This is a genomic window from Prolixibacter bellariivorans ATCC BAA-1284, from assembly GCF_000621705.1.
GTDB lineage: Bacteria > Bacteroidota > Bacteroidia > Bacteroidales > Prolixibacteraceae > Prolixibacter > Prolixibacter bellariivorans.
Map to the genome: position 1 here is coordinate 312,813 of NZ_JHXO01000010.1, position 20,370 is coordinate 333,182.

General features: G+C 42.9%; 16 protein-coding genes. 1 reads left to right on the top strand and 15 read right to left on the bottom strand.

The annotated features are described in order from the left end of the window. Window positions 1-21: 21 nt before the first annotated feature. Window positions 22-900: a cell division protein FtsX gene (locus T426_RS0114700; RefSeq protein WP_025865529.1), complete on the bottom strand. Its 879-nt coding sequence runs from the start codon at window positions 898-900 to the stop codon at window positions 22-24. 26 nt (window positions 901-926) lie between these two features. After that, window positions 927-3,401, bottom strand: a complete 2,475-nt coding sequence (locus tag T426_RS0114705; protein WP_036984860.1) for a YfhO family protein — start codon at window positions 3,399-3,401, stop codon at window positions 927-929. 106 nt (window positions 3,402-3,507) lie between these two features. Here T426_RS0114705 and T426_RS0114710 point away from each other — a divergent pair, with 106 nt between their 5' ends. After that, complete coding sequence (locus tag T426_RS0114710) at window positions 3,508-4,998, top strand: oligosaccharide flippase family protein (protein WP_025865531.1); 1,491 nt, start codon at window positions 3,508-3,510, stop codon at window positions 4,996-4,998. Here the strand turns inward: T426_RS0114710 and T426_RS0114715 are convergent. The 13 genes from T426_RS0114715 to T426_RS0114780 all read right to left on the bottom strand — a co-directional run bounded on the left by T426_RS0114715 (window position 4,976) and on the right by T426_RS0114780 (window position 20,334). Further along, window positions 4,976-5,491, bottom strand: a complete 516-nt coding sequence (locus tag T426_RS0114715; RefSeq protein WP_025865532.1) for a class I SAM-dependent methyltransferase — start codon at window positions 5,489-5,491, stop codon at window positions 4,976-4,978. The genes T426_RS0114710 and T426_RS0114715 overlap by 23 nt on opposite strands. 572 nt (window positions 5,492-6,063) lie before the next feature. Next, entirely contained in the window at window positions 6,064-6,912 is an 849-nt protein-coding gene (locus T426_RS0114725) for an alpha-1,2-fucosyltransferase (protein WP_025865533.1), read from the bottom strand. Beyond that, window positions 6,909-8,033: a glycosyltransferase family 4 protein gene (locus T426_RS0114730; protein WP_025865534.1), complete on the bottom strand. Its 1,125-nt coding sequence runs from the start codon at window positions 8,031-8,033 to the stop codon at window positions 6,909-6,911. Before T426_RS0114730 ends, T426_RS0114725 begins: the two co-directional genes overlap by 4 nt. A 36-nt stretch (window positions 8,034-8,069) precedes the next feature. After that, window positions 8,070-9,038 (bottom strand): Gfo/Idh/MocA family protein, encoded by a 969-nt coding sequence (locus T426_RS0114735; RefSeq protein WP_025865535.1) that lies wholly within the window; start codon window positions 9,036-9,038, stop codon window positions 8,070-8,072. A 1-nt stretch (window position 9,039) separates the two neighbouring features. Then, entirely contained in the window at window positions 9,040-9,612 is a 573-nt protein-coding gene (locus T426_RS0114740; RefSeq protein WP_025865536.1) for an acyltransferase, read from the bottom strand. Window position 9,613: 1 nt separating this feature from the next. Continuing rightward, window positions 9,614-10,744 carry a DegT/DnrJ/EryC1/StrS family aminotransferase gene (locus T426_RS0114745; RefSeq protein WP_036984863.1) on the bottom strand — a complete coding sequence of 377 codons (1,131 nt, stop codon included), beginning with the start codon at window positions 10,742-10,744 and terminating at the stop codon, window positions 9,614-9,616. Window positions 10,745-10,788: 44 nt separating this feature from the next. After that, window positions 10,789-11,865: a non-hydrolyzing UDP-N-acetylglucosamine 2-epimerase gene (wecB, locus tag T426_RS0114750; RefSeq protein ID WP_025865538.1), complete on the bottom strand. Its 1,077-nt coding sequence runs from the start codon at window positions 11,863-11,865 to the stop codon at window positions 10,789-10,791. Further along, window positions 11,862-13,163: a glycosyltransferase family 4 protein gene (locus T426_RS0114755; RefSeq protein WP_025865539.1), complete on the bottom strand. Its 1,302-nt coding sequence runs from the start codon at window positions 13,161-13,163 to the stop codon at window positions 11,862-11,864. The genes wecB and T426_RS0114755 overlap by 4 nt, the downstream gene beginning before the upstream one ends. Window positions 13,164-13,229: 66 nt before the next feature. Then, window positions 13,230-14,522, bottom strand: a complete 1,293-nt coding sequence (locus T426_RS0114760) for a nucleotide sugar dehydrogenase (protein ID WP_025865540.1) — start codon at window positions 14,520-14,522, stop codon at window positions 13,230-13,232. Window positions 14,523-14,740: 218 nt separating this feature from the next. Then, window positions 14,741-16,294 (bottom strand): glycine--tRNA ligase, encoded by a 1,554-nt coding sequence (locus T426_RS0114765; RefSeq protein ID WP_025865541.1) that lies wholly within the window; start codon window positions 16,292-16,294, stop codon window positions 14,741-14,743. 76 nt (window positions 16,295-16,370) lie between these two features. Further along, entirely contained in the window at window positions 16,371-16,649 is a 279-nt protein-coding gene (locus T426_RS0114770) for a DUF4834 family protein (RefSeq protein ID WP_025865542.1), read from the bottom strand. Between the two features lie 89 nt (window positions 16,650-16,738). Then, complete coding sequence (locus T426_RS0114775; protein WP_025865543.1) at window positions 16,739-18,154, bottom strand: DUF5723 family protein; 1,416 nt, start codon at window positions 18,152-18,154, stop codon at window positions 16,739-16,741. 74 nt (window positions 18,155-18,228) lie between these two features. Then, window positions 18,229-20,334: a hypothetical protein gene (locus T426_RS0114780; RefSeq protein WP_025865544.1), complete on the bottom strand. Its 2,106-nt coding sequence runs from the start codon at window positions 20,332-20,334 to the stop codon at window positions 18,229-18,231. Window positions 20,335-20,370 lie beyond the last annotated feature (36 nt).

A 20,370-nucleotide genomic window follows, 5' to 3' on the forward strand; every position in this document is an offset into this window, starting at 1 on the left:
TACTAAAAGGCAAAAGTAATATCAATAAAAAAGTTCATCAAATTTCAACCGCAAAAATTTGTTAACGGCAAAAAAGGTAGACACTCCCGAAATCAGAATACCCAGCACGAAAACCAATCCCAAAAGGATTCCCATGGTTTCCATGTTTTGAAAGTCAATCACCGCTTTTAATTCTTTTTGGTACGAGAATATCAATCCCAACAACATGATGGAAGCGATAATGGCACCATAAATGCCATGTAAAACGCCTTTCGACATAAAAGGCCTTCGGATAAATCCGCGCGTGGCCCCGATAAGTTGCATGGTATTGATAAGAAACCTTCGGGAGTAGATGGACAACCGAATCGCATTGTTAATGAGCGCCACAAAAATGACCAACATCAGCAGGCTGAGTACGGCAAGTATGACACTTAATTTATTCACGTTCCGGTTGAGCTGCCTCACCAAATTTCGCTGGTAATGCACCTCTTTCACCTCGGGATATTCCAGAAATTTCTTTTCGAGCAAGGCCAGACTGTCGGGATTGGCGTAGCTGGCATACACCTTCACATCAATGGATGAAAGCAATGGATTGTATCCCAAAAAGTCGACAAAATCTTCGCCCAACTCTTTCTTCAGCTCTTTTGCAGCCGTGGCTTTATCAACAAAACGTGTCGATTTGATGTAATCGGTGGCATCGAGCTTTTTCTGAAGACGAATCACATCCACGTCACGCGCATTGTCATTCAAAATCAGGGTTACCCCGATATTTTCCTTCACATAATCTGACAACCGTTTAGCATTCAACAATAACAATCCCATTAGTCCAAACAGAAAAAGGACCATGGAAATACTCAATGTTGTAGTAAAATACGAACTGAATAATCGCCGTTTCAGTCTTTTGGGCTTTCTTTTTGACATAGTATATCCCTCTGCTCAAAATTATTTTACGCGTTCGCCTGCTTTCTCCGCATGAATTCTCTCACTCCCATACCTAACAACAAAAGAAGGAGAATGGCTGAACTGGCCATCGAAATGGTGTTGCCCATACGATAGGAAACCGGTTGGAATTTGAATTGAATATCATAATCGCCGGCAGGCAATACCATTCCTCTTAAAACATAATCAGTGCGGAAATAGGGCACTTTCTTACCATCGATGTATACATTCCAACCTTTGGGATAATAAATTTCAGAGAAAACCGCCATCTGATTTCCTTGTCCTTTGTAGTGATAATCTATTTCATCAGGTGAATAGGAAGTCAACTTCAACTGCGCATTGGGATCATACTGTATCTGAACGTTCTTCACTTCAGGCGCAAACCGTTTGTCGATCACTGCCTGTTCAGCCGGATTGATCATGTTTAAAGCAGCAATCTCCTGATCGGCATTATCCACCATCCGGTAGCTTTTCACCAGCCAGGCATGCCCCTGTGCCATCGGGTTCCTCAACGGAGCACCGTTAGGATTCACAATCACATATTTGGTATTCATCATGTTGATGGCATTCAGGCCCACAAATAACGAATCCATGTCATTGTTGCTTTTCATCGCTTTCAGACGACTTCCCAAAATTTGCATTTCGTGCTGAAGATGGTATTCGATCAGTTCCTGATAACGGCGCATTTTGGCCCCGTGATATCCGCCAATCGACTTAAAATAATACGACGTAGTAGCATCATTGAAGGTGCTGACCGTCATGTTCAGTACCCGGAAATCGGGATCCTTATCTCTCAAAATCTCTTTATCGGCGGTAGTCTCGGCAAAATGTTGCTTCGCCTGACGCGGTGTCACAAAATTATCCTTGTTCAGATATCGACGGTCAACTCCCCAGAAATCAATCAGGATCAAAATACCCATCAGGATCAGGCCGTTTCGTTTGGTTACCTTCTTCTCATAGGTTCCCCAAAGCACGGCAGCAAACAGAACGATGAATACAAGCGAGCGGAAAGCGTCGCTGCGCAGCAAGGCCTGCCTGTCTTCCTGTAGGGATTCCAGCAACCAACCCGGAAATTGTGCATCCTGCGGTCCGGAGAAATTTCCGGCCAAACCGGGAACTAAAGCAAACAACAATGAAAAACCGGCAGTGATACCGAAAGCCCATTTGAATGCATAGATCCACTCTTTTTTGCTCACTTCACCACTCAACAATTTTTTCAACGCTAAAAATCCGAGCAACGGGATGGTAAAATCGGCAATCACCAGTATCATGGATACTGTTCGGAACTTGTTGTATCCGGGAACGTGATTCAGGAAGAAATCAGTCAATGGCATGAAATTCTTTCCCCACGCCAGAGTTATAGAGAGAATAGTTGCTACGACCAACCACCATTTCAGTGGCCCTTTCACCAAAATTAAACCAAGCACAAAGAGGAAACAGATAATGGCTCCAACATAAACTGGTCCGGAAGTACCCGGTTGCGATCCCCAATAACCCGGTAATTGTTTTACAATCTGCCGTGAATTGGGAATATTGTTCTGCCGTAAGGTTTGGTAAGTTTTTGAGTTGGTATCAAAACCTCCGGTTGACGAACCTCCATTAAAATTGGGAATCAATAGTGTAAAAGTTTCACTTTTACCATAACTCCAGGCAGTAGCATAATCCTTATCCAACCCCGAAGTTCGGTTATGCTGATCATTGGTCAGTTCCGATTTTCCCCGAATAGAAAATTTCCCATATTCATACGTCGTCCACAAACGGGTCATGTTCGCACCAACAGCCAGTAATGCCAAAAATGCAAGTACTACGGCCGTTTTGGCAAACGGAACGAGCTGCTTTTTCCGAATAGCCATAACCAATTCGGTAACACCAAGCACCAGAACGAGTAATAGCGTGTAATATGTTATCTGTAAGTGACTGGCAAAAATCTGTAAGCCGAGAAAAATGGCCATAATCAGACCTCCGCCCCAGCGGTTCTTTCTAAAGGCATAATACAAGCCGCCAATAATAGGTGCCATATAACCAATGGCAATGGCCTTACTGTTATGCCCAGCCGCTATGATAATAATATCGTACGATGAAAATCCGAAGGCAATAGCCCCAATAATACCAAGCCACGGATCAACGCCAAACAACAAAAGGGCAATGTAAAACCCAATAAAATAAAGAAAAAGAAAACTAAACGGCCTGAAATTAAACAAGTTGGTCAACTTGTACAACGGAAGAAACATCGTTTTTGTAATCGGTAACCCAACAAGATAAGAAGGCATGCCTCCAAACATACTGTTGGTCCAAAGAGCCACATCATCATGAGATTTGTTGTAATCCCGTATCTCTTTGGACATCCCTAAATAGGTATTTGTATCGTGCTGATTGAGTTTCTTCCCTTCGAGGGCGGGAGAGAAATACACGAACGAAAGGATAAAAAATAACAGGACTGCCACCAGATAGGGTAATCCCGGTTTTAGGGAAATTTTCTTCATTTGTATCGCATGTTACCGTTTCACATATACACAAAAGTATATTTTTTTAACAAACGCTCCGTTCAACTCACTTTTATTAAATATTTTTGACATAAATCTAATTTCCGTGGGAATAATCATCAAACAAACTATTCGAGGTTCCATCTGGTCGTATGCAGGCGTTTTGCTGGGTTTTTTGAACCTGGCCATATTATCTCCCAAAATCTTTTCAGCGGAAGAAATTGGATTGACGCAAGTGCTGATTGCCATATCCACCATTTTGGCACAGTTGTCCGGACTTGGTTTTCAGGATGTCACTAACCGATTGTTTCCCTTTTTTCGAGATAACCACAAACACCACAATGGCTATTTATTTCTGGTGATGGCTGTTTCGGCTACCGGCTTCATTCTGGTTTCAATTTTCCTTTACTTTTTCACGCCTTACCTGATCCGGCAAAACCTGGATAAATCACCTTTACTTTCGGAATATGCTTTTTATATATGGCCCTTGGTTTTCTTTTTCCTGTTCTTCGCTGTATTCGACAATTACAACAAAGTACTTTACAATATCGTTCTGGGTACCTTTCTCAAAGATTTCCTGTTAAGATTCCTAAACCTTGGCATTATTCTTCTGTACTATTTCGATGTTATCGATTTTGCCAGATACGTGCTGCTCTTCGTTATTATTCAATCTGTCCCTCCATTAGTTCTTAGCTTATACCTCATCAAGAAGAACAAATTCAATCTTCGTCCACAGCTTCGCTTCATTACTCCGGAACTGAAAAGACAAATTCTTTTGCTCTGTGTTTTCGGTATTATTTCGGGCCTAAGTGGTTTTGCCTTAATCAACATAGACAAGTACATGGTAAATGCGTACATCGATTTGAAGGCTGCCGGAATTTACTCCGTTACTTTCTACTTTGGAACGTTGATAATGATTCCGTCCAGAGTCATGAATAAGGTAACTGTGCCAATTATTTCTGAATCGTGGAAAGCTAATAATTTAGCGAAAATAGAAGATGTTCTAATAAAAAGCAGCATCAATCAGTTTCTCTTCGGTGTATTGCTGTTTGCCGGAATCTGGGGCAACCTGCACAACATCTTTCGAATCTTGCCGGAAAATTATGAAAATGGCCAATGGGTCATCTTTTTTATCAGTATGGCAAATTTAGTTACAGTTTCCACCGGGAGTAGCGCCATAATTATTAACACGTCGAAATATTACAGATTTCAAGCGTATTTTATGTTCATGTTAATTGCTCTTGTTGTAATAACAAACGTAATATTCATTCCATTATTAGGCATTACCGGAGCGGCAATGGCCTCATTCATCTCAACATCGTTCTATACAATCACCCGTATATTATTTCTCCGCAAAAAATTTGGTTTGTGGCCATTCCAAATCAGTCACATTTATGTCATTATTGTGGCTGCTATTTCTTTTGCCGTCTCTCAATTTATGCCCAGGATGAATTCGCTATGGTTCGATATTGCTGTTCGATCGGCAATAATTACACTGATTTATTTTGCTTTGACTTATTGGTTCGGTATCTCTTCGGAACTGAATAGCTGGATGAAAGAGAGCGTTCAAAAAATCACTTCCTTTCGGCGTAAATAGCATAAAAACGAGGAGTAACCCTTCTCAATAATGGCCTTATTCCCAAATATCCGGTTGGAGCAACCCACTTTTCCCTGTGCAATATTTGCCATCCTGCCTTCTCCAACAACATATCAAGCTGCCAACTTTCAAATTCATGATAATGCTGATCGTATGGATCATTTATGTTACGATGTGCTTTGGCAAACCATAATTTTAGAGGAACCGTAACAAGAAGCTTTGTAGCCTTCGTGCTTCTCAAAAGAGGAAATGGTGAAACTAAGTGCTCCAACACTTCAAAGGCAGTCAATACTTCGTAGTTATATTCGTTTAACTTTTCCGGTTCCAGATCAAAATCAAACCCGAATGCACTCTCAATTTTGTAATTCTTGCCTTTCAGAAATGAAGAAAGTTTATTGGGAGTTCCTAAATCCAAAATGGTTTCATCCGTAGAAATGAATCTGGAAAGCATTTTATGGGTTCTTTCAAACCTGAGTTCCTCTCTTTTATTCATATGCATTTATTAACCGATTGTGTGAAAACTTAAAAAAAACATTCACCATGCTAAATATAAACACTTTAATCCTAGAGAATAATGTAGTTTTGATTCTCACGGGCACAATATAAAACGATTTTCGACAAATTTTTGAAAGTATTAATCCATGTTGCATAATAAAGTTGATTTCGCTGGTAGCTTCCTTAACGCCGAAAAAGAGCACAATGCACCTGAGCTAAAATCAATTATATTTAACACCACCAGAGAATGCTGGTTCGCCGGCGATGAAAATTTACTTTTCAAAAAATGAGGGATAATATTGCACAAAGTTTCCCAAACTGATTGATTATGCTGGATATAATCGCTGCAAGAAATCACTACCCGAACGCATATAATTTACTTCAAAAGAGATAGATGTAGTTTTTTGGGGGAGCACGGGGGATTAGGAGCTACTTACAATTAATTCTATGCCTCTTGATTACTTTTGTTCAGGGCACCAACATGTTTGTAAAATCCTTACTCCCGATTATTTTACAACTTCACATTTAAGTCGCAATGATTATTTCAGGGCACCTGTGAATTATTGTCTATTATAATTTGATCCATCCCCGAGGCATCTCCCCGTAAGTTTTCAGCGCACTTTCAGGATAGATCACCGTTTTATCAGGATTATTATTAAGCCAGGCCGACCACCATGAAAAAGTACTGTTTGCAATGATATTATGCTTGCACTGGCTCATGAAGAACATATCTTTAAACGCAGCGCTCTTATCAGGATTCTCCACAAAAGAGACATTTCCCAGAAATTGCAGTTCTTGTTTACACCAATCCAAATCATCAGAGAAAACGAAGTAATGAAATTTTTTCCCTTCTCTTTCCAATAAGCTCTGCGCCTGCTGATAATAAGAGGGTTTACACATCGGGAAAGCTTTAGGATACTTGACATAATCACCTCTCCTAACGTGGACAGCCACAGACTCTTTGTCATTTATTAATTCAAGTAATTCTGATTCTTCACTGTTTAGGTTGAAGTCAAATTGATAGGTTTCACGAATTTCAGCCTCTACATCTTTAAAATACTTTTCCTCATTCCAGTATCCTTCCAGGTAAATATCTTTAAGATGCTTATATTCCTCAAAAGCAATATCTTTCCAAAAACGATATGAGCGGTGTTTGATCCCTCTTAGTCTGCGCAATACCCGATGATGAAACTGATAGCCAACGTCGGCGTATTTCAACGAAACCTTGGAAGGAACACTGTCTTTTGATAAATCAACATTAAAAATCTTGTCAATTTCCCTTCCGTTATGCACCTTCCAGTGATAGGTCGAGATGTCAAGCTTGACATTATCAGCACCGTGCCATGCCTGCATCTGCTTGAAAAAAGCATACTGAAACATCTGGTTACCCAAACCACTCCTCAACCGGATAATAATCATGATATTACTTTGTGCAAATTATTTAAATATTCTTCTGCCATCTTTTCAGTTGTAAACTGATTTGCAGTTTCGACAGCCTCCTGAACAATTTTATTTCTCTGCTCTGGCGAAAGCTTAATTACTTCTGTTAGTTTTTGTTTAATCGATTCGAGGCTTTTAGCATCACACAGAAAACCATTGACACCATCTTGTATCGTTCCATCAATGCCTTCATCCAGAGAACCAATTGTTAAACAACCACAGGCCATTGCTTCCAGGTAAACTAATCCAAATGTTTCCTCATAACTGGGTAAAATAAATATATCGCTTTTTACCAATTCCTCTACCACATCCTCTCTTGTCCTCCTGCCCAGAAACTTTACATGACTTTCTATTTCCAGTTGTTTACTGAGCTTTTTTAGTTCATGTTCCTCTTCACCAGCACCAATAATTACATACTCCCATTTTACATCCGGAGGATTTTCCGCCAGACTTCGCAGCACCATATCAATCTGCTTTCTTTTGATTAATGAACTGACCGTGATCAGTCTTGTATAATCATCTGATGTCTTTCTATTTTGCTGATTAAGAAAAATTTCGGGAATTCCGGAGAGTGCCAGAAACGCTTTATTACCAAATTCCGGGAACCTTTCAACAAAACGATCTCTATAGGCATGCGACCGACAAGCAAAAGCGTATGACTTTTTAAATATTGTTTCTTGGTGCCAACGATGGAATCTATTCTGAGATATTTTCAAATCTGACATGTGAATGCCTATTACTAAAGGAACATCCAACAAATCTGCGATTTTATGAAATGTAAAATAGGCATTGTACAGATGGCATACGACTACATCTGGCTTAAAATCCAGTTGATTAACTATTCTTTTGTTGCTATAGAAATTCCATTTAAGCAATGGTATTCGAACGGGCTTAACAAACTCAACATCAATATTCTTACCAATAGAAAATTTAGCATTTTCAGGGAATGGTTCTTTTTCAATATGCCTGAAATGAGGCCTTATTACCTTAATCTGGTTATCTCTTTTTCCCCATTCTTCAACAAACTCTCTTAAAGCACCAGTTGTATATTGATTTCCTTTTTCATAAGGGAAAAACTGAGTTATGAAGAGTATGTTCATAAGCAAGAAAATGAAACTTTAAAATATTGGTATTCTTTATTTCTGAAACGGATGATTTGTCAATTTTTTGGCGGCAAACGGATGGTAATCACCTTTCAGTCCAATGGGTGTTTGCTCCCTGATTTGGTGCACCGTTTCGATAGCCCGACGGGCATCGGTAATGGTATATCCGTTACCCTTCAAAATTTCCTCGTAACTGCGCGTGTGCAAATCGGTAAAGCCGGCGCTAAATTCCAGCTCTTCTCCCTCGATGGTAATCGAACGGTAGGTACGCTGTTCCTTCGCTTTAATGGCATCAGGCAGCGTTTCTTCGTTGATGCTGAGAAACCATCTTACACGTGCCCGCTCCAGTTGCAGAAAGCCGGCAGCACGATCATGCGTGTGAATGTGAACCGTATTTTGCTGAATGTCACCAAAAATCCAGGCCAGCATGTCAAAAAAGTGCACACCAATGTTGGTCGCGATTCCGCCTGACTTGGTCACATCACCTTTCCAGGAAGTGTAGTACCAGTATCCACGTGAAGTGATATAGGTAAGGTCGATGTCAAATATTTTATCCTTCGGCGCTTCTTCCACCCGTTTCTTCAAATCAATAATGGTTTGGTGCAAACGCAACTGAAGGATGGTGTTAATTTTCTTTCCGGTTTCTTCCGACAACCGTTCCAATGCATCGATGTTCCAGGGATTCAATACCAGCGGTTTTTCGCAAATGGCATCGGCACCACGGCGCAAAGCAACACGAATATGCGCATCGTGCAGATAGTTAGGCGAAGCAATACTGATGTAATCCAGTGGCACCTTTTCATCGTATTTCAATTTCTCGAGGTACCGGTCGAAACGCTCGAACTCCACAAAAAACCGCGCGGACGGAAAATAACTGTCCATTATTCCCACACCGTCATACGGGTCGTAGGCAGCCAGCAAATGATTGCCGGTATCCTTAATCGCTTTCATATGTCGTGGAGCGATGTAACCTGCTGCTCCTATCAATGCAAAATTCTTCATCTCAAATTCGTTTTAACTGGTTTTCTTCCAGTTTGTATTTCTGATGGCTTTCCGGACAAACTGCCTCTCCTGTTTCGGAGAATTCCAGACGATGCCCGTACTCACTCACCCAACCGATTTGTCGCCCCGGATTGCCAACAATTAGCGCGTACGCCGGGACATCTTTCGTCACCACGGAACCCGCTCCAATGAGCGCAAACTCTCCGATTTCGATACCGCAAATGATCGTTGCATTCGCACCGATGGAAGCGCCTTTCCGCACCAGCGTTTGCCGAAATTCTTCCTTGCGGTTGATGAAACTACGCGGGTTGATGACATTGGTAAAAACCATGGAAGGCCCAAGAAAAACATCGTCCTCACAGATGACGCCGGTGTACACCGATACGTTGTTCTGCACCTTCACATTATTGCCCAGTACCACCTTGGGTGAAATGACGACATTCTGCCCAAGATTACACTTCTCGCCCAGCTTTGAGTTCGACATCACATGACTGAAATGCCAGATTTTTGTCCCCTCACCAATGACACAGTTCTCATCGATAACGGCAGTGGAGTGTGCAAAATAGTCGGCCATATTATTGTATGATTTCTTTCAACTTCGAAACAATCTGCTCTTGTTCTTCGCGCTGTAACTCTGTATGGATCGGTAGCGCCAATACCTCGCTACAAAGTTTTTCCGCTACCGGGAAATCTCCTTCGCGATAGCCCAGATAAGCAAATGCTTGCTGCAAATGCAACGGCGACGGATAATAAACCATCGAAGGAATACCAGCTGTCTTCAACGCATCCTTCACTTCATCACGCGGTTTTCCGGTTACCCGAATAACGTACTGATGAAAAACGTGGGTCGAGAAACCACTACGAGAAGGAATCTCGATTCCTTTCATGTTACCGAGCAGCTCATCGTATACTGCTGCGGCCTCCTGTCTAAAAAGGTTCCACTCGTCCAATCGTTTCAGCTTAACGCGAAGAATGGCTGCCTGCATGGTATCGAGGCGCGAATTCAATCCGATTCTTTCAAAGGTATATTTTTTTGCCTGTCCGTGACTCGCAATCATCCGGGAAACCGTTGCCAACTCGTCGTTATTGGTAAACATGGCGCCACCATCGCCGTAACCCCCGAGCGTTTTGGTCGGGAAAAATGATGTGGTTCCAATATCGCCCATGATGCCGGCTTTGTGTTGCGTCCCGTCCGGGAACGTATAAACTGCTCCCAATGCCTGGGCGTTGTCTTCAATTACTTTTACCTGATGTTTCCGCGCCAGCGAAAGAATCGGTTCCATGTCGACCGATTGCCCGAACAGATGCACTACAACAATTGCTTTGGTTTTTGATGTGATAACCTTTTCTAACTGGTCCACATCAATATTGTACGTATCGGGATGTACATCGACGAAAACCGGCTTTAGCCCCATCAAAGCAGCTGCTTCGGCGGAAGCCACATAATTGAACGCCGGCATAATCACTTCATCACCCGGTTCCAAACCGAGTGCCATGTAGGCTATCTGCAATGCTTCAGTGCCATTAGCACAGGGAATTACACATTTGCTACCCAGATATTCTGCTAATTCACCAGCAAATTCCTTAACCGGTTGCCCATTGATAAAAGCGGAGGAATCGATTACTTCCTGAATTGCCTGATCGATTTCGGGCTTCATTTTTAGATATTGCCCATGCAAATCGACCATCTGTATTGATTTGCCCATTTTACTTATTGACTTTCGAAGTTGAGCCCTATTAAAGGGGTACTTTACAAAGTTGCTAAAAAGTCGGCAATTACTTTCGATGCTTCGCCATCTCCGTAAAGATTGACCGAAAAATCAGATTGTTTTGCCGACATGGTCCGGTATGCTTCCAAAATGCGATTGCCATCACTTCCGGCCAGCCTGTTAAAACCTCCTTCCACCAACTCTGTCCATTCGGTTTCTTCCCGCAAGGTAACACAGTGCTTTGCAAAGAAAAAGGCTTCCTTCTGCAAGCCGCCACTGTCCGTAAATACCAATTGGCAGTTTTTCAGCAACTGCAACATATCGAAATAGCCTACCGGGTCGATGACGTGAAAGGCTGGTTCAATGCCCAGGTTTTTGATGATTTGTCTCGTGCGGGGGTGCAAAGGCATCACCACCGCTTTGTCGCGATGAATCTCATTAAGACTGTCAAAAATCGCCCGAATTCGTTCCGGATTGTCAGTATTTTCCTGCCGGTGAACGGTTGCCAGCACAAAAGGCTTTTCTTCCAAATCCAGTTTTTTCAAAATGGTAGAACGGTCATCCGATTTTGCTGCATAAAAAAGCGCGGCATCCTGCATCACATCGCCATTCTTCACTATTTGGCAATCGAAGTTATCAAAACCTTCTTTCTTCAGGTTTGCTACTGCGACATTGGTAGGACAAAACAGTACCGATGAAATCCGGTCGGTGAGAATCCGGTTAATTTCTTCGGGCATCTGGTTGTTGAATGAGCGAAGGCCTGCCTCAACATGTGCCAACGGTATATTCAGTTTCGTTGCAGTCAAAGCACCGGCCAGTGTTGAATTGGTATCACCGAAAACCAGAACCATATCGGGCTTTTCTTTCAAAAGCACATCTTCAATCGATTCCATCATGCGCCCGGTCATGGCTCCATGGCTTAATCCCTGAATTTCCAGGTTGTAGTCGGGGTACGGAATTTCCATCTCCTCGAAGAAAACCTCTGACATATTTTTATCGAAATGTTGTCCGGTATGAACGATGACTTCGTCGAAGCCTTTTGCCTTTAACGTACGGCTCACCATAGCAGCCTTAATAAACTGCGGACGGGCGCCAACGATGGTAACGATTTTCTTCATGAGGTTATTTTGTTGAGATGTTCTGCTAATATGGAAGTCAAATTTTTGCGGGAATACTGATGAATGCCTTCGGAATTGACCGAAAGGTTTCCTTCCCGGAAACGGTTGAAAAACTCCAGAATATTTTTCTTCAGGCCTTCTTCATCGGTGAAATCCGAAATTAAACCCGCCTGAACGTCATTCAAAATATTGGCAACATCGCCATCTGTAGGGCCAATGGTCAGCACTGGCCTGCAGGCTGCCATGTACTCAAAAATTTTCCCGGTAAGGATACCTTTGGCATTTGGCGTTTGATTGATAGCCAGCAGCAGAACCTGCGCCTGCTGCAGAATTTTCATCACCTCATCATGGGGAACATACTCGACCAACTTCAGATAAGGTTCCAACTGATGACTCCTAATATCCTCGAGTACAGAAATATCCACCTTGCCAACTAGTTTAATTTGCAGTGAATCGGCCAGCTCCGGCGTAGCAGTGACCAGTTCCTGCAAGACTTTCCACAATATACGCGGATTTCGATTAGGTGGTAATGAACCTGCATGAACAATGCTGAACTTTTTGTCGGACTCAGGAGTTTCTTCACCCACATCGGCATCATCGAACCCGTTGGTGATGACCTGAATATTTTTTCCGCCCAACTCCTCAAATTCGGTTTTCATTTGCCGGCTTACCACGACCATTTTATCGCACGAAGTGATGACTTTTCGTTCCAGGTTCCGGTGTTTTGCGTCGGCTAAAGGGGTCAGATTCAGGTCCGGATAGAAATCAATATTCGTCCACGGATCACGGAAATCGGCCAACCACGGAATATCCAGCTTCTTTTTCAGCGCCAGCGCAATGAGATGCATGCTGTGCGGTGGGCCGGTGGAAACAATGGCGTCCACCGGATGCTCTTCCAGGTATTTTTTGAGGAAACGAATGGAAGGGCGTATCCAAAACCGACGGGAATCAGGAATAAAAAAATTGCCGCGAATCCATACGGAGAGTTTCTCCTTGAATCCCGGCGCTTTATTTTCGGAAAGGAAAGCGGCATTTACTCGCTCCCCCTTTTTCTGACCGATAAATTTCTTGTAAAAGGAATAAGGCTCAAGGATGGGCTGTTTAATCACCTCCAGGCCAGGCCTCACATCTTCCAGTAAACTGGGATCATCGACCGGAACTTCGGGATTTTCCGGTGTATAAATCACCGGCTCCCAATCAAAGTCGGGAAGGTATTTCGAGAATTTGAGCCACCGCTGAACTCCGGCCCCTCCGCTGGGCGGCCAGTAATATGTAATGATTAAAACCCGTTTTTTCATTCCAAATTCCTGATCAACTTCCGAAACGAAGGGGGAACGGTTTCAGAATTTCGTTAAGGCCTAAAATTAAAGGCTCCAGTATTTAAATCCGGTTATCTTCCGGCGATAAATTCCCCGAATATCGATAAAGACAGGTCTCTCTGACGCCAGGGCATCAAAATATTCCTGACTTAAATTAATGTAATCCCTGTGCGATACAGCCAAAATGATTGCCTGGTATTTTCCCTGCGGTATCTTGGTCAACTGAATATTACACTCCTCTTCAAGCCTTTCCGGTTCTACCAATGGATCCATCACATCTACTTCCACACCAAAATCCTTGAGGTGACGAACCACTTCGGCGACCTTCGAATTCCGGAAGTCACTCACATCTTCTTTAAAGGTAATTCCGAAAACCAAAGCTCTAGCTCCCTGAACCTCATGGCCCGACTGAATCAGCATTTTTACCGTATTCAGAGCCACGTATGAACTCATCGAATCGTTGATGATACGGCCACTGTCCATCATCATCGGATGAAAACCGAGCGAACGTGCCTTGTGTGTCAGGTAATACGGATCAACACCAATACAATGGCCACCAACCAAACCGGGGTAAAACTTCAGGAAGTTCCATTTGGTACCGGCTGCTTCCAGCACATCATAGGTATTAACGTTCATCAAATCCATGATTTTCGATAACTCGTTCACCAACCCGATGTTGATGTCGCGCTGTGTATTTTCGAAAACCTTGGCGGCTTCGGCCACCTTTATTTGTGGTGCCCGGTGCACTCCCGGACGGACAACCATTTCGTATACTTTGGCGATCTCATCGAGTGATTGTTCATTATTTCCGGAGACAATCTTGATGGTCTCTTCAACCGTATGAACCTTGTCACCCGGATTGATACGCTCCGGCGAATAACCGTATGAAAAATCGATATCAGCTTTCAAACCTGATCCCTTTTCCAAAATGGGAAGACAAATTTCTTCCGTTGTACCAGGATAAACAGTCGATTCGTACACGACATAATCGCCTTTTTTCAAGGCCGATGCCACTGTGTTTGTCGCACTTTTCAGTGGGCCTAAGTCCGGAATTTTGAAATTATCGACCGGAGTCGGTACTGTGACAACGAAAAAAGAAGCATTTGTCAGTACTGACTTATCGCTTGTGAATTGGATATCACAACCATCGAACGCTTCACTTTCCAGTTCTCCCGAAGGATCAATATTATTGTTCAGCAGTTTTAAACGCTGCTCGTCAATATCAAAGCCAATTACCTTAATTTTTCTGGCGAAAGCCAGAGCCAAAGGCAAACCAACATATCCAAGGCCGATGACCGCCAATGCGGTCTCTTTTTCTTCTAATCCTGAAGCTACCATATGGCTTGATTTATAAGTTTCGATTTTCCTGCTTTAAAAAAATATGTACTAAAGCAATTAGCTGAGCAGTTTTCTATCTGTATATAAACGAATTAATACCTGAATTCGTACTTCCTCAACCATGAAAATAATCCTTATCAACAAATGAAGAATCCTTCAAAAGGATCCGGGCAAAATTATTGCGCCCAAATGTCTCCTTTTGAAGGATTGCAGTTAATTTATCCGAGCTTCTCGAAAAGGTTTTTATAACTAACCTGATCGTGAATGATGTTTCGTAATTCGCCAATCGCCACACGTTCCTGCTTCATGGTATCACGATAGCGAACAGTGACTGTATTGTCCTCGACTGTTTGGTGATCGACTGTGATGCAAAATGGCGTTCCAATCGCATCCTGGCGACGATACCGTTTTCCGATAGAGTCCTTCTCGTCGTACTGGCAGTTGAATTCAAACTTCAGCGTATCGATGATAGCACGGGCCTTTTCCGGCAGACCGTCTTTTTTCACCAGCGGCATTACGGTGAGCTTGATCGGAGCCAAAGCAGGCGGCAGCTTCATCACTACACGGGTATCTTTTTTGCCATTGGCACCTTCAATTTCCTCTTCACAATAAGCTGCGGAAACCACCTGCAGGAACATACGATCGACACCAATGGACGTTTCAATCACATAAGGAACGTATGATTCGTTAATTTCCGGATCGAAATACTGAATTTTTTTGCCGGAGAACTCCTGGTGCTGACTGAGGTCGAAATTGGTACGCGAATGGATTCCCTCCACTTCTTTAAAACCGAAGGGAAATTTATACTCAACATCAACGGCTGCATTGGCATAATGCGCCAGTTTTTCGTGTTCATGGAAGCGATAATTACTATCATCGAAGCCCAGTGCTTTATGCCAGCTCATACGGGTAGCCTTCCACTTCTCGAACCACTCCATTTCGCTGCCGGGGCGCACAAAATATTGCATTTCCATCTGCTCGAATTCGCGCATGCGAAAAATGAACTGACGAGCCACGATTTCGTTACGGAAGGCTTTACCAATCTGCGCAATTCCGAAAGGAATCTTCATGCGACCGGTTTTCTGCACATTCAGGTAGTTCACAAAAATACCCTGCGCCGTTTCCGGACGAAGATAAACTTTGGATGCTCCATCGGCCGTCGAACCCATTTCGGTGGCAAACATCAGGTTGAACTGACGGACATCGGTCCAATTGCTGGTTCCCGAAATAGGACAAACAATTTTATAATCGATGATGATCTGCTTCAGGTCGACCAAATCCATCTCATTCATGGATTTGGAAAAACGCTCGTGCAGCTCTTTCCACTTCTCCAGATTTGCCAATACACGCGGATTGGTTTCGCGGAATTTGGCCTCATCGAAACTGTCGCCAAATTTCTTCTTCGCCTTCTCAATCTCTTTATCGATTTTCGCTTCGTACTTGGCCAGTTGATCTTCAATCAGCACGTCGGCACGGTAGCGTTTCTTTGAGTCTTTGTTGTCAATCAACGGGTCGTTGAACGCATCGACATGGCCGGAAGCTTTCCACGTTGTGGGATGCATGAAAATTGCTGAATCGAGTCCCACCACATTTTCGTGAAGTAATACCATGGAATCCCACCAGTATTTTTTGATGTTGTTCTTCAATTCAACACCATACTGTCCGTAATCGTAAACAGCCGCCAGGCCATCATAGATTTCACTCGACGGGAATACAAACCCGTATTCTTTACAGTGGGCGATTAGCTTCTTAAACAAATCTTCCTGAGCCATAATTATGATTTAAATTTTCAGTTTACTGCTTTGTCTGATGCTCTGGGGGAAATCGGCCGGATGAAAACCGGAAACCTTAATCTACCTCTTCGAAATCGATGTATTCGCCATCGGAACGGTTATATTTCTTCTCTTGCCGTTCGGAATGTTCAATGGTTACTTCACCTTCTCTCCTCTCCTCTTTTCCGGGCCTACCCGACTTCTGCTTCATATCGTTATACAATTTTTGTGCTGCCTTGTCGACTACTTTCGGCGCCAGCCATCGCATCAAAAACCGAAAACCGTAGTAAACAGCCAGAATGATGAATAGTGTTTTCAGGAAACCAACAAAATATAACAGTACAAATAGTTGCATATAACTCCCTCATTAAAAAGCAAAGGTCAAAAATATAAATTATTTTCGACCTTTGCCTGTTGAAAGAATCAACTTATGTAGAGCTTCTGTTAAATCGGCCCACGATTTTTGTCTTTATTATATCCGATTAAAAAGTTTAATCCCAAACGCAGGTTCAAACTCGATGCATTAGCCGGATTGACTGCCGATAGAACATTGTCAGTCACCATGTAGAATTGCACTGGTCCGCCCCTTAATCCAAGTCCCAAACCTAAGTTCGCATACGAACCTTCGATAATGGAATAACTGGCTGACACATTAAAGAAATCTCGTATATAAGCATTCCCCGATGCTGTAAACGACAAGCTGGCCTGGCTGTTGTAAATTCGCGCACGTGCCAAACCTCCTACTTCAATATTCGGTTTTACCTGATAACTCCCTCCAATATAAACCTTAACGGGAATTGCCGTATTAAAAGTATTATTGGTATTGTCAATGCTGAATGCATGTTTAATGGAGTCGCCTAAGTTGCTAAATGCATCGCTCGGCGATTTGTAGTTAGGATCATTTTTGTTCAGCGAATTGTCAATATTCACCCCGTTATAAGTAAACTGACCATTCAATGTCAGATTTGTCACATCAGTTTTCCAGCCAATGCTTCCCAAATCAATAATACTGGCTGAAAGTGTAACCTTATCCGTTGGCTTGAAAACCGCTCCCAGGTCGACAGCAAATCCCATGTTCCCGGTATTGGTCATGTAACTTCCGTCGAAATTCGATGCAACCGAATCGATTAGTCCATCAGGACTCGAGTAGAATTGAAAAGGTCCGGAAACATTTAACTGCCCCGCTCCTTCCACTGTCAAATAAGAAGCATCGCCAGGTGCCTGTACCGACATGTTGATATCCTTACTTTGAGCGGCTCCCATACCGAACAAAATTTTTGCGGTCATACCAAGGGTCACTTTTTTATTCAAATCGTAAGCATAACCAAGGGCCAGTTCACGATAGTGAATGCCATTCAGCCCGAAGGAACCTGTATTGAACGATGACCCGAGATAAGGAGCATTTCCGTTTTTTACCAAGGCCACCAGATTATTGCCAAAAAATGCATTGGCGAATTCCTTTTCGGTGAGAGCTAAATTAAAGACATGCTTTCCTGTCCTAAAACCAATCGTAAGAAACGAATAGTTGGTTTTTTCGTACATGAAATTCGAGTCATCGAGCTTGTTGTAGAACTTGTCCAGATCGACAATCAGTGAGTCGGCATACTGACCAGTTCCCTGATGAATTAAATCGGAATACTTCCATCCATTGGTATTCATCGTCAGGTCCAAGCTGGAAAAACCAGGCATACTAAAATGCCAGCCACTCTCGATTCCCGTATTAGCGGGGTTCATTTCCCATGTCTGCGATATATTCTTCATATAATACATCGTATTCGGCTGAGCATGGGCGTTTCCTGCCACCAGTCCCAATACGGACAGCAGAACCAGGAATTTTATATTGCTTTTCAGGTATTTCATCTTATTCTTCGTTGTTACTTACAGAATCTAATGACATTGTTATCTCCTTTTCAGAAAGCTTAAAGAGCGCCAACCTAATTATTCAGGTTCGCTCTGACTTTTACACCTAAACTCACATTAAACGGCGAATCGGAATAAATTCGCGCCGGCGTCAACCCCTGATTAGGACTGGCCAGATGAACCTTCAACGCAATACCGTTCGACTGATTCAAGTCATTGATTTGGTCAGATGTCAACTCTATTTCTGTTTGAGTAATGGTCGGCTGCTGGTAATTACCCTGCTCGTCGGTTTGTGCAGCTGCAATCGTTTCGGAACTGATTGGATTGCCATATTGCGTTCCCGAAAGAGTATCGATAAATGCCATCTCAAACTGGAAATCGAGCGGAATGCCATTGGTAATGTTCATCACCAGAGTAACACTATCAACCTGATTGATATTATCCATATTCACATCCAGCGTGTCATTGATGTCAAATCCCTGCGACTGAATCTCCAGTGGCAAATCAGCCATCAATCCAACAATCAGTTTCGATTGGTCTGTAATGAAATTCGGCGTAGCCGGGTCGACTGCTCCGGCAGGATTAAAGGATACACTACCTGAATATTCGATTTTATCATCCGGCGGAAGTGAAATGAAACTCACAATATCGGAATTCGATTTATCGTATTTAATGGTTCCCGTAATGGTTCCTGCAGCACGCGATGTTGGATAAGGAACATCCATCGGTGAAGGATTCAGATCAGCGGTTTGCCCATCGGTATTGTAACCTTTGAAATTGGCATTCAATGTTGCCGGTACACCAACCGAACTAGTCACCTTAAGACTTAACTCCGGATTGGGCAGTTGTACATCCCCGTTTAGGTTACTAAGTCCGCCAATATTAAACTGGAAAGATCCTGGATCGATGTTAATCGATTCCTGTCCCAAGTCACCTTCAATATATCCTACCTGGATATTATTCATATCAGCCGAGAATGATACCTGGTCACTCGGGTTAATGGTTACGTAACCTGTTGACTTGTATAAATGGACCGAGCTGGTATAGGGTAATATGTTGTAATTCTGATTGGCACCTTGTGTCATATCGATTGTGTAACCCGAAAGATCAAATTCCTGATAATAGGAAGTTTGTGTTCCGTCGGTCAGAATATCAAAAACTGCCGGCTGACCATTTTTTGTAGCTGTCGGTAACTCAATCCGTACCCTTCCCGCTGCAGCAACGCTACTGTTAACTGTTACAGCCAGTACACCTGATTTCACTTCCGTGCTGAATACCTTCACAGGCTGGTTGTTTAGTCCGTCAATATTAAAGGTGTATTCTCCAGAAGTACTGTTGATATCCTGGTCGGGAATCATTACTGACCCCTGCGAAATAACGGCATTGGTAATTTGGAAATTTAATGCCAGATCATCGGTTAACTGGATTGGGACTGCCGTTGACGAACCCGGAGTAGAAAAACTTGTCAAATCGAAACGAAGTTGATCCGACAAACTAACATTGGCCAGCGAAACCGATTGAGTCTGCGTTCCACCTGAGGCCACGTTGCTGAAAACAAATTGCAGTGACGTACCCAGATTATTTGGATCAACCAAGGTAAAAGTTGCTGAAACCTCGACCGGGTAATGATTGACCATCGTTAACGAAAGTGTTCCGTTTTGGAAAGTCACCTGTTGGAAACTATTCAAGCTGGTCGGGTAATAACTCCCTGCATTGGATACACTTGCTGAAGGGAACTGAGTACTTTGTCCATCATAAGTGCGTAGTGCCAGAAGGGCTGGATCACCTGAATTCTGAGTTAAATCGTCCAGGGTAACACCACTGGTAAAACTGGCATCAGCCATCTGCACTGAACTAACGGTCACCGCATCGGAATTAATGGTTTGATTAGCCGGAAAACTCACCATGCTGGCCGCATCAAACTGATAGATAGAATCCTCTGTATAAATAATATGCAGCAGATTATTTGAATCACTTTGCAACAGCGAGTCCGGATCGTTAATTTTATTCACAAAATCCTGAACCGTATAGCTACCATGCGCCAGTGGAAGATATAAAGCAGGCTTCCAGTTGACCGGACCGGCCATTTTGTCGAAATTGAATTCGTTCGTATTACACGAATTCAATAGTGTAGCACCCAATAATAATAAAAGGAACCACAATTTCTTTTTCCCAAACATATGCTTCAAATTAAGTTTTCTCCTAAGGTGTTATTT

Coding starts and splice junctions, on each gene's coding strand:
- T426_RS0114765 (WP_025865541.1), bottom strand. CDS start 16,294: ATGGCTCAGGAAGATTTGTTTAAGAAGCTAATCGCCCACTGTAAAGAA.
- wecB (WP_025865538.1), bottom strand. CDS start 11,865: ATGAAGAAAATCGTTACCATCGTTGGCGCCCGTCCGCAGTTTATTAAG.
- T426_RS0114755 (WP_025865539.1), bottom strand. CDS start 13,163: ATGAAAAAACGGGTTTTAATCATTACATATTACTGGCCGCCCAGCGGA.
- T426_RS0114715 (WP_025865532.1), bottom strand. CDS start 5,491: ATGAATAAAAGAGAGGAACTCAGGTTTGAAAGAACCCATAAAATGCTT.
- T426_RS0114770 (WP_025865542.1), bottom strand. CDS start 16,649: ATGCAACTATTTGTACTGTTATATTTTGTTGGTTTCCTGAAAACACTA.
- T426_RS0114735 (WP_025865535.1), bottom strand. CDS start 9,038: ATGAAGAATTTTGCATTGATAGGAGCAGCAGGTTACATCGCTCCACGA.
- T426_RS0114775 (WP_025865543.1), bottom strand. CDS start 18,154: ATGAAATACCTGAAAAGCAATATAAAATTCCTGGTTCTGCTGTCCGTA.
- T426_RS0114780 (WP_025865544.1), bottom strand. CDS start 20,334: ATGTTTGGGAAAAAGAAATTGTGGTTCCTTTTATTATTATTGGGTGCT.
- T426_RS0114725 (WP_025865533.1), bottom strand. CDS start 6,912: ATGATTATTATCCGGTTGAGGAGTGGTTTGGGTAACCAGATGTTTCAG.
- T426_RS0114760 (WP_025865540.1), bottom strand. CDS start 14,522: ATGGTAGCTTCAGGATTAGAAGAAAAAGAGACCGCATTGGCGGTCATC.
- T426_RS0114740 (WP_025865536.1), bottom strand. CDS start 9,612: ATGGCCGACTATTTTGCACACTCCACTGCCGTTATCGATGAGAACTGT.
- T426_RS0114730 (WP_025865534.1), bottom strand. CDS start 8,033: ATGAACATACTCTTCATAACTCAGTTTTTCCCTTATGAAAAAGGAAAT.
- T426_RS0114745 (WP_036984863.1), bottom strand. CDS start 10,744: ATGGGCAAATCAATACAGATGGTCGATTTGCATGGGCAATATCTAAAA.
- T426_RS0114705 (WP_036984860.1), bottom strand. CDS start 3,401: ATGAAGAAAATTTCCCTAAAACCGGGATTACCCTATCTGGTGGCAGTC.
- T426_RS0114700 (WP_025865529.1), bottom strand. CDS start 900: ATGTCAAAAAGAAAGCCCAAAAGACTGAAACGGCGATTATTCAGTTCG.